The organism is Actinophytocola sp., from assembly GCF_036555685.1.
Classification (GTDB): Bacteria; Actinomycetota; Actinomycetes; order Mycobacteriales; family Pseudonocardiaceae; genus Actinophytocola.
Window position 1 is genome coordinate 1 of sequence record NZ_DATBKY010000136.1, and the last position, 9,461, is coordinate 9,461.

At 72.8% G+C, this 9,461-nt stretch carries 7 protein-coding genes; 1 reads left to right on the top strand and 6 read right to left on the bottom strand.

Translation table 11 applies throughout. The features are described 5' to 3' along the window. The 6 genes from rho to argS form a co-directional block, all read right to left on the bottom strand. A partial coding sequence (gene rho / locus VH969_RS13600; RefSeq protein ID WP_331974089.1) for a transcription termination factor Rho occupies positions 1-1,651 on the bottom strand: 1,651 nt, incomplete at its 3' end. 382 nt (positions 1,652-2,033) lie between these two features. Beyond that, the gene (gene thrB / locus VH969_RS13605) at positions 2,034-2,924 is read right to left on the bottom strand and encodes a homoserine kinase (protein ID WP_331974090.1); all 891 of its coding nucleotides are present in this window, start codon (positions 2,922-2,924) and stop codon (positions 2,034-2,036) included. Between the two features lie 2 nt (positions 2,925-2,926). Continuing rightward, positions 2,927-4,009 (bottom strand): threonine synthase, encoded by a 1,083-nt coding sequence (gene thrC / locus VH969_RS13610; RefSeq protein WP_414638500.1) that lies wholly within the window; start codon positions 4,007-4,009, stop codon positions 2,927-2,929. Positions 4,010-4,125: 116 nt separating this feature from the next. Further along, the gene (locus tag VH969_RS13615; RefSeq protein WP_331974092.1) at positions 4,126-5,418 is read right to left on the bottom strand and encodes a homoserine dehydrogenase; all 1,293 of its coding nucleotides are present in this window, start codon (positions 5,416-5,418) and stop codon (positions 4,126-4,128) included. Positions 5,419-5,548: 130 nt separating this feature from the next. After that, positions 5,549-6,985: a diaminopimelate decarboxylase gene (gene lysA, locus VH969_RS13620; protein WP_331974093.1), complete on the bottom strand. Its 1,437-nt coding sequence runs from the start codon at positions 6,983-6,985 to the stop codon at positions 5,549-5,551. 140 nt (positions 6,986-7,125) lie between these two features. After that, positions 7,126-8,790, bottom strand: coding sequence for an arginine--tRNA ligase (argS, locus tag VH969_RS13625; protein WP_331974094.1), 1,665 nt, complete (start codon positions 8,788-8,790; stop codon positions 7,126-7,128). 126 nt (positions 8,791-8,916) lie between these two features. On the opposite strand from argS, the gene VH969_RS13630 reads away from it, so the two are divergent. Continuing rightward, a partial coding sequence (locus VH969_RS13630; protein WP_414638499.1) for a thioredoxin-like domain-containing protein occupies positions 8,917-9,461 on the top strand: 545 nt, incomplete at its 3' end.

Consider the following 9,461-nt stretch of genomic DNA (forward strand, 5'->3'; position numbering starts at 1 on the left):
TCACGGTGTCGCCGGTGGAGCCGGTTTCCACCATCGCCGTGGCGATGATGGTGAGCGAGCCACCATTCTCGATGTTGCGCGCGGCACCAAGGAAACGCTTCGGCGGGTAGAGCGCGGTCGAGTCGACACCACCGGAGAGGATGCGGCCCGAGGCCGGGGCGGCGAGGTTGTACGCGCGGCCCAGACGGGTGATCGAGTCGAGCAGCACGACGACGTCGTGACCCAGCTCCACGAGGCGCTTGGCGCGCTCGATGGCGAGCTCGGCGACCGTGGTGTGGTCCGACGGCGGGCGGTCGAAGGTCGAGGCGATGACCTCGCCCTTCACCGACCGCTGCATGTCGGTGACCTCTTCCGGCCGCTCGTCCACGAGCACGACCATGAGGTAGACCTCGGGGTTGTTCGTGGTGATCGCGTTCGCGATGGCCTGCAGGACCATGGTCTTGCCGGCCTTCGGCGGCGACACGATCAGCGCGCGCTGCCCCTTGCCGACCGGCATCACCAGGTCGATGACGCGGGTGGTCAGCACGTGCGGCTCGGTCTCGAGGCGCAGCCGCTCGTTCGGGTACAGCGGCGTCAGCTTCGTGAACTCGGCGCGGTTCTTGGCCTGATCCGGGTCCAGCCCGTTGATCGTCTCGACGCGCACGAGCGGGTTGAACTTCTGCCGCTGCTGCTCGCCCTCACGCGGCTGGCGCACCATGCCGGTGATCGCGTCACCGCGGCGCAGCCCGTACTTGCGCACGAGCGACAGCGAGACGTAGACGTCGTTCGGGCCGGACAGGTAGCCCGAGGTCCGCACGAACGCGTAGTTCTCGAGCACGTCCAGCACGCCGGCGACGGGCAGCAGGACGTCGTCCTCGCGCACCTCGGTGTCCGGCGCGTCGCCCCGGCCGCCGCTGCCACCACGCCGGCGGCGATCCCGGAAGCGGCGCCCACGACGCCGGCCGCCGTCGTCATCGTCGTCGTCCGGACCGTTGTCGCGGTTGTCGCGGTTGTCATTGCGGTTGTCGCGATTGTCGCCGCGGTTGTCGTTGCGGCCCTGGTTGCGGCCACCCTGCCGGTCCTGGTTGCGGCCGCCCTGGCGGTCCTGGTTGCGGTCCCGGCCACCTTGACGGTCCTCGCGACCCTCGCTCCGGCTCTCCTCGCGCTTGTCGGAGCCGCGGTCGTCCCGCTTCTCCTCGCGCTGGTCGGTGTCCGGGCTGCCCGTCGCCCGGCCGGCCCGACGACGGCGGCCGCCGTCGCGGCGACCGCCCTCCTCGGCGGGCTCCTCGCGGCCCGGCTCGGCGGGTGCCTCGGGCTCCGCGGTCCTGGTGGCCCGGGGCGACTCCGTCCGCTCGGACTCGATGCCCAGCGGCAACGTCTCCGAGCTCGACTTGCTGTTCGACGACTTCGCCGAACCGCCGGACGCGCCACCCTGCCGCTCCTTGATCGCGGCGATCAGGTCCCCTTTGCGCATCCCGGCCGTGCCGGTGATGCCCAGCTGGCCGGCGAGCTCGCGAAGCTCGGCGAGCACCATGCCCGACAGGCCGGCGCGTCGCTTGGTCGTACCCCCGTTTGTGCTGGTGCGCGGCGTGGCATCGGCGTCCGCGGCAGGCGCGGCGGCTTCGACTGTGCCATTGGCTGATTCGCTACCCAGCAGATCAGTGTTGCTCACTCATGTCCTTCCTGACCAGGTCCCCGCCTCCATTGGTGGACCCGTGTACCAGCGGACCGCCGACCGATGACTCGACACGGCGCTACGCCCCGGCTATCGACCGCCGTCGCGACCTGGCCACCTGGCTGATTCGCCGTTGCGGACGACGGATCGTCAACGCGGAGCTATCTCGGTCACCACGGCTTTCGGTATCCGCCAGCGTCGACCTCGGCCATATGAGGGCCGAGTCGGCATCTCAACGGATGATGCGACCCGGGAAGAATTCCCCGGGAACGACACCGGGCGCCCGTACGCGCGGTGACTGAACGCCCCTGAGACTAGACGGCCCTGCATCCGGGTGCAACAACCGGGTCCCCGGCGGGTCTGACCGTGACAACGTCGTCTACCTGGAATTTGTTCCGATCTGCTCCGTACGCACGCCTCCGCGGTCCACCGCGAGCGGGCGGACGGCGAACCCGGTGGTGTCCACACCGGCAGGCAACCGGCCGTCCACGGTCGCCGCGAACACCGCCGGCCCGGCACCGGAAACCGTTGCGGCGACACCGTTTCCGCGAAGTTCACGTACGACTCGCATGGTGTTCGGCCACGCCTGCTCGCGGTAGTCCTGGTGCAGCCGGTCCTCGGTCGCGGTGAGTAGCAGGCCGGGCGACGTCGTCAGCGCGTGGACCGCGAGCGCGCACCGGCCGGCGGCGAACGCGGCGTCGGCGTGCGGCACGGTGGCCGGCAGCAGCCCGCGGGTCAGCTTGGTCGCGGACCGCTCGGCCGGGACGAGCAGGACCGGCCGCAGCGACGCGTGCGGCTCGAGGCGCACCGCGTGGTAGGCCGGCCCCGGCTCGGCCCACGCGAGCGCGAGCCCGCCGTGGAGGCTGGCCGCGACGTTGTCGGCGTGTCCCTCGAACTCCGCCGCGAGCTGCAGCGCGCCGGCGTCCGGCTCGCGGCCCGCCAGCGCGTACCCGGCGGCGACGCCGGCCACGATCGCGGCCGCCGACGACCCGAGCCCGCGCGCGTGCGGGATCGCGTTCGCGCAGGTCAGCTGCACGCCGGGGAGGTCGAGGTCGAGCCGCTTCGCGGTCGCCAGCAGCGCGCGGACGACGAGGTGGCTCTCGTCGACGACCAGGTCCGCGCCCTCGCCGGTGATCGTGCCCTTGACGCCCTCGCCCGTGACCGCCACGTCGACGACGTCGTACAGCGCGAGCGCGAGCCCGAGCGCGTCGAACCCCGGCCCCAGGTTGGCGGCCGAGGCCGGAACCGTGACCCGGACTCCGCCGCTCACGGTCAAGTCAGCTCCAAGGCGGACGCGACCGCGCCGGGAGAAACCGGCACCGGCTCGACCGGCGGCATGCCGGCCAGCGCCGTGTCCGGGTCCTTGAGGCCGTGGCCGGTCACCGTGCACACCACGAGCGAACCCGCCGGCAGCCGCCCGTCCGCCGCGGTGGCGAGCGCGCCCGCCACGCTGATGGCCGACGCGGGCTCCACGAACACGCCCTCCCGGCTCGCGAGCAGGTGGTAGGCCTCGAGCAGGTGCTCGTCGGTGATCGCGTCGACCAGCCCGGCCGACGCGTCGCGCGCGGCGACCGCACCGGCCCACGAGGCCGGGTTGCCCACGCGGATCGCGGTGGCCACCGTGTCCGGGTCGCGCACCGGCTCGCCGCGCACGATCGGCGCGGCGCCCGCGGCCTGGAAGCCGAACATCCGCGGCCGCGCCGGCACGACGCCCTCGTCGGCGTACTCGGTGTAGCCCTGCCAGTAGGCGGTGATGTTGCCCGCGTTGCCCACCGGCAGGCAGTGCACGTCCGGCGCGCGGCCGAGCTCGTCGCAGATCTCCCACGCGGCGCTGCGCTGGCCGAGCAGGCGCACCGGGTTGACGGAGTTGACCAGCTCCACCGGGTACTCGGCGGCGGTCTTGCGGGCGAGCTCGAGGCAGTCGTCGAAGTTGCCGCTGATCTGCAGGATCCGCGCGCCGTGCGCGACCGCCTGGGCGAGCTTGCCCATCGCGATCTTGCCGCTGGGCACGAGGACTGCGCAGGTCAGCCCGGCCCGCGCGGCGTACGCGGCGGCCGAGGCGGAGGTGTTGCCGGTGGACGCGCAGATCACCGCGTTCGCCCCGGTCGCGAGCGCGTGCGTGATCGCCACGGTCATCCCGCGGTCCTTGAACGAGCCGGTCGGGTTGGCGCCCTCGATCTTGAGGAACACCCGGCAGCCGGTGCGCTCGGAGACGTGGGGCGCCTCGAGCAGCGGCGTGCCACCCTCCTGCAACGTCACCACCCGCGCACCGGCCGGCAGCGGGATCCGGTCGGGGTAGGCGTTGATCACACCCGGCCAGCGGGGATGAACGCCGGCAGTTCCGCCTCCCCGGATTTCAATGTCCTGGTCACCTGAGGGAAGAAGGTGCTGTTTGGGCACGTACTTGTGGCTGGTTTGCGTCACGTTCCCCTGAGGTGCGGTCGGCGAGGCCGCAGGCTGGTCCGACCTACTCATTGCTCCTCGCCCTCCACTCGCATCACGCTGACCACCTCGTGCACCACCGGAAGGCCCGCGATCTTGTCCACTGTGGACCGTAGGGCGGCGTCCGGGGCCGAGTGCGTGACGATCACCAGGCTCGCGTCCGTGCTGCGACCCTGCTGGCGGACCGCGGCGATGCTCACGTCGTGCTCGGCGAAGACCGCCGCCACCGCGGACAGCACGCCGGCGCGGTCGGCCACGTCCAGGCTGATGTGGTACCGCGTGTCCACCTGGGAGATCGGCTGCACGGGCAGCGCGGCGTAGGACGACTCCCCCGGCCCGCGCCCGCCGACGACCTTGTTGCGCGCCACCGCGACCAGGTCGCCGAGCACCGCGCTCGCGGTCGGCGAGCCGCCCGCGCCCTGGCCGTAGAACATCAGCGAGCCGGCCGCGTCGGCCTCCACGAACACGGCGTTGAACGCGCCGCCGACCCCCGCGAGCGGGTGCGTGCGCGGGATCATCGCCGGGTGCACGCGGACCGCGACCGCCTCGGCGCCGTCGTCGCCGTTCGCGACCCGCTCGCAGATCGCCAGCAGCTTGATCGTGCGGCCCAGCGTCCGGGCCGCGGCGACGTCGGCCGGGGTGACCGCGGTGATGCCCTCGCGGTAAACGTCGGCCGCGGTGACCCTGGTGTGGAACGCGATCGAGGCGAGGATGGCGGCCTTGGACGCGGCGTCGTAGCCGTCCACGTCCGCCGTGGGATCGGCCTCCGCGTACCCGAGCCGGGACGCCTCGTCGAGCGTCTCCGCGTAGCCCGCGCCCGAGGAGTCCATCGCGGAGAGGATGTAGTTCGTGGTGCCGTTGACGATGCCCATCACGCGCGTGATCCGGTCGCCGGCGAGCGACTCGCGCAGCGGCCGCAGCAGCGGGATCGCGCCGGCCACCGCCGCCTCGAAGTACAGGTCCGCGCCGGCGGAGTCGGCCGCCGCGAACAGGTCCGCGGCGTGCTCGGCGAGCAGCGCCTTGTTCGCGGTGACCACCGACTTGCCGGCGCGCAGCGCGTCGGTGAGCAGCGTGCGCGCGGGCTCGATGCCGCCGATCACCTCGACCACGACGTCCACATCGGACGCGACGAGCCCGGCGGCGTCCGTCGTGAGCAGTTCCTGGGGCACGTCCGGATGCCGGTTCGGCCGCCGCACGGCGATCCCGGCGAGCTCGATCCCGCCGCCGACCCGCGCGGCGAGGTCCCCGGCCTGCTCGTGCAGCAGCCGGACCACCTCGGCCCCGACGGTTCCGCAGCCCAGCATGGCGATCCTGATGCTCACGACGCCCCCAACCCGCGAGTCCAACGCTCCCGACGGGCGAGTCCGACATGCACACCCGCGCCGAACGTCGGACTCGCGGGGCCGGACGGTTGGACTCGCGGGGTCTGACGGTTGGACTCGCGGATGCGGGTCATGACACCTCCAGGCGCAGGAGGTCGTCCACGGTCTCGCGGCGCAGCAGCAGCCGCGCCTCGCCGTCCTTCACCGCGACCACGGCCGGGCGGAGCAGCCGGTTGTAGCTCGAGGCCATCGCGTAGCAGTACGCGCCGGTGGCGGCGACCGCGATGACGTCGCCGGGCGCGAGGTTCTCCGGCAGCCAGCAGTCGCGCACGACCACGTCGCCGGACTCGCAGTGCTTGCCGACGACGCGGGACAGCACGGGTTCGCCCCCTCGGCCGCCCTCGTCGGCTAGCCGGGACACCAGCCGGCAGTCGTACTCGGCGTCGTAGAGCGCGGTGCGGATGTTGTCGCTCATGCCGCCGTCCACGCTGACGTAGCGGCGCGCGGTGCCGTGGCCGAGCTCGACGTCCTTGATGGTGCCGACCTCGTAGAGCGTCACCGTGCCCGGGCCGACGATCGCGCGGCCCGGCTCGACCGCGATCCGCGGCATCTCCAGCCCGGCCTGCTCGCACTCCTTGGCCACGATGTTGTGCAGCTGCTCGGCGAGCCAGCCGGGCGGCGGCGGGTCGTCGGCCGCGGTGTACGCGATCCCCAGCCCGCCGCCGAGGTCCACAGTAGACACGTCGGCGAGCGCCGCCGCGCCGTGCTCGTCGCGCAGCTCCGCGAGCAGGCCGATCACCCGGTGCGCGGAGACCTCGAACGCGTTGGCGTCGAAGATCTGCGAGCCGATGTGGCTGTGCAGCCCCACGAGCCGCAGCCCGGGCGAGCCGAGCACCCGGCGGACCGCCTCCGCGGCCGCCCCGCCGGCGAGCGAGAAGCCGAACTTCTGGTCCTCGTGCGCGGTCGCGATGTACTCGTGGGTGTGCGCCTCGACCCCGACGGTGACCCGCACGAGCACGTCCTGCACGCGCCCCTGGTCGCTCGCGATCCGGTCCAGCCGGGCGATCTCGTGGAACGAGTCGAGCACGACCGCGCCCACGCCGGCGGACACCCCGGCCGCGAGCTCGGCGGCCGACTTGTTGTTGCCGTGCAGGGCGATCCGCTCGGCCGGGAAGCCGGCCCGCAGCGCGATCTCCAGCTCGCCGCCGCTGCACACGTCCAGCGACAGCCCCTCCTCGGCGACCCACCGGGCGATCTGGACCGACAGGAAGGCCTTGGCCGCGTAGTGCACGAGCGAGGGGTCGCCGAACGCCCGGGCGTGCTCGGCGCAGCGGGCGCGGAAGTCGGCCTCGTCCATCACGAACAGCGGTGTGCCGTACTCCTCGGCGAGCGCGCGGACGTCGACGCCGGCCAGGCGCACGACGCCCGTCCCGTCGCGGCGGGCGTTGCGCGGCCAGACGGCCGGCAGCAGCTCGTCCAGTTCGTCCGCAGTGGACGGTCGGGGGCCGGCGGTGCTGCCCGGCGGCAGGACGTCGGCGTGCAGCGGCCCCGCCGGATGCGCCCTCATGACGCCTCCCCGGACTTCTTACGGTTGGTCACCCTGGGCGTAGCAGTCCCGGTTGGCGCGTGCTTGTGGCCGGGTCGCGTCGCGTTCCCCTTGGGTGACGGCTGACTGCCACGCGGCTTTCTTGACGCGTTCACAAGGTTCTACATCCGTTCTGGGGCGCTGACGCCCAGCAGGGCCAGGCCGTTCGCCAGCAGCTGGCGGACCGCGGCGCACAGGGCGAGGCGGGCGGTGGTCAGCGGCGTGGCCTCCTCGTCGCCCTGCGGCAGGATCCGGCAGCTGTCGTAGAACTTGTGGTACGCGCTCGCCAGCTCCTCGAGGTAGCGCGCGACGCGGTGTGGTTCCCGCAGCTGCGCGCCGGTGGTCACGACCTTCGGGAAGTCGCCGATCGTGCGGATCAGCTCGCCCTCCCGCTGGTGGGTCAGCAGGCCGAGGTCGACGTCGGTCGCGGACGTCGGCACCTTGATGCCCAGCTCGCCGGCGTTGCGCTCGAGGGAGGCCAGCCGGGCGTGCGCGTACTGCACGTAGAACACCGGGTTGTCGCTCGTACGCCTGCTCCACAGGTCCAGGTCGATGTCGAGCGTGGCGTCCACAGAGGACCGGATGAGCGCGTAGCGGGCCGCGTCCACGCCCACGGCGTCGACCAGGTCCTCGATCGTCACCACGGTGCCGGCGCGCTTGGACATCCGCACCGGCTTGCCGTCGCTGACGAGGTTCACCAGCTGCCCGATGAGCACCTCGACCACGGCCGGGTCGTCGTCCAGCGCGGCCGCGGCGGCCTTGAGCCGGGCGATGTAGCCGTGGTGGTCCGCGCCGAGCATGTAGATGCACAGGTCGAACCCGCGGCGGCGCTTGTCCCGGAAGTAGGCGATGTCGCCCGCGATGTAGGCCGGGTCGCCGTCGGACTTGATGACGACGCGGTCCTTGTCGTCGCCGAACTCCTTGCTGCGCAGCCACCAGGCGCCGTCGGCCTCGTACAGGTGCCCCTTGGCCTTGAGCTCCTCAACGACCTCGCCGACCTGGCCGGAGCTGTGCAGCGAGTCCTCGTGGAAGAAGACGTCGAAGTCGGTGCCGAAGTCGTGCAGGCTGCGCTTGATCTCGTCGAACATCAGCCCGACGCCGATGCGGCGGAACGTCTCCGCGGACTGGTCCTCGGGCAGCGACAGCGCGTTCGGCTCGGTCCGCAGCACCTCGGCCGCGACGTCGGACAGGTAGCCGCCCGCGTAGCCGTCCTCGGGCGGCGGCTCGCCCTTGGCGGAGGCGATCAGCGAACGGACGAAGCGGTCGATCTGGGCGCCGGCGTCGTTGAAGTAGTACTCGCGCACGACGTCGGCGCCCTGCGCGGTCAGCAGCCGGCCGAGCGCGTCGCCGACCGCGGCCCACCGCGTGCCGCCGAGGTGCAGCGGGCCGGTCGGGTTGGCGGAGACGAACTCGAGGTTGATCCGCCTGCCCGCGAGCGCGTCGCCCCGGCCGTACGCCTCGCCGGCGTCGAGCACCTGGCGGACGATCTCGCCCTGGGCGTCGGCGGCGAGGCGGAGGTTGATGAAGCCGGGCCCGGCCACGTCGGCCTCGGCCACCCCCTCGCAGCCGGCGAGCGCCTCGGCGAGCCAGCCGGCGAGGTCACGCGGCGCGACGCCGACCTTCTTGGCCACCTGCAGCGCCAGGTTCGTCGCGTAGTCGCCGTGCTCGGGGTTTCTCGGTCGCTCGATCGTCACCGCCTGTGGCAGGGCGGCGTGATCGAGGTCTCGGCTGGTCAGCACGTCCACGGCGACGGCGCGGACGAGGTCGGCAAGCGCGGCGGGAGTCACCCTGAGAAGTCTAGGTAGCACGCCACGGCCCGAAGGAGAGACCTCGCCCATAGGCTGGGCCGGAGCCAGTTCTCAGGGCGGGAGGCGATCGCGATCGACAGGCCGGACGCGCGTCGTGTGCTCGCGGTGGCGGCCGCGGTGGTCGCCCTCTTCGCCGGCTGCGGTGCCATGACCAGCGGCGACGCCGCCGAAGGTGCTGTCGGCGCACCCGACCCGGCCGACTTCGTGCCGACCGTCGAGAACAAGGACCCGGCCACTGCCATCGAGGGCGTCGTGATCACCCACTACCGGCCGATGCACGCTCGGCCGGGCCAGCGCGTCGCCTACGACGCGTCCCCGCCCTACGGCGGCGCGCACGACCCGACCTGGGCGGACTGCACGGGCACGGTGTACGCGAAGCCGGTCCGCAGCGAGAACATGGTCCACTCGCTGGAGCACGGCGCGGTCTGGCTCGCGTACGACCCCGCCCGGGTCCGCGGCGCGGCGCTGACCGTGCTGGCCGCGAAGGTCGACGGGCAGCCGTACCTGATGCTCTCCCCCTACCCCGGCCTGGACGTGCCGGTGTCCGTGCAGTCGTGGGGCCACCAGCTGAAAGTGCGCCGGCCGGACGACCTGCGCATCGACCTGTTCATCGCGGCACTGCGGGACAACCCGTACACGACGCCCGAAGC

Excerpts from the sequence above, each read along its gene's own strand:
- lysA (WP_331974093.1), bottom strand. The coding sequence starts at position 6,985 with ATGAGGGCGCATCCGGCGGGGCCGCTGCACGCCGACGTCCTGCCGCCG.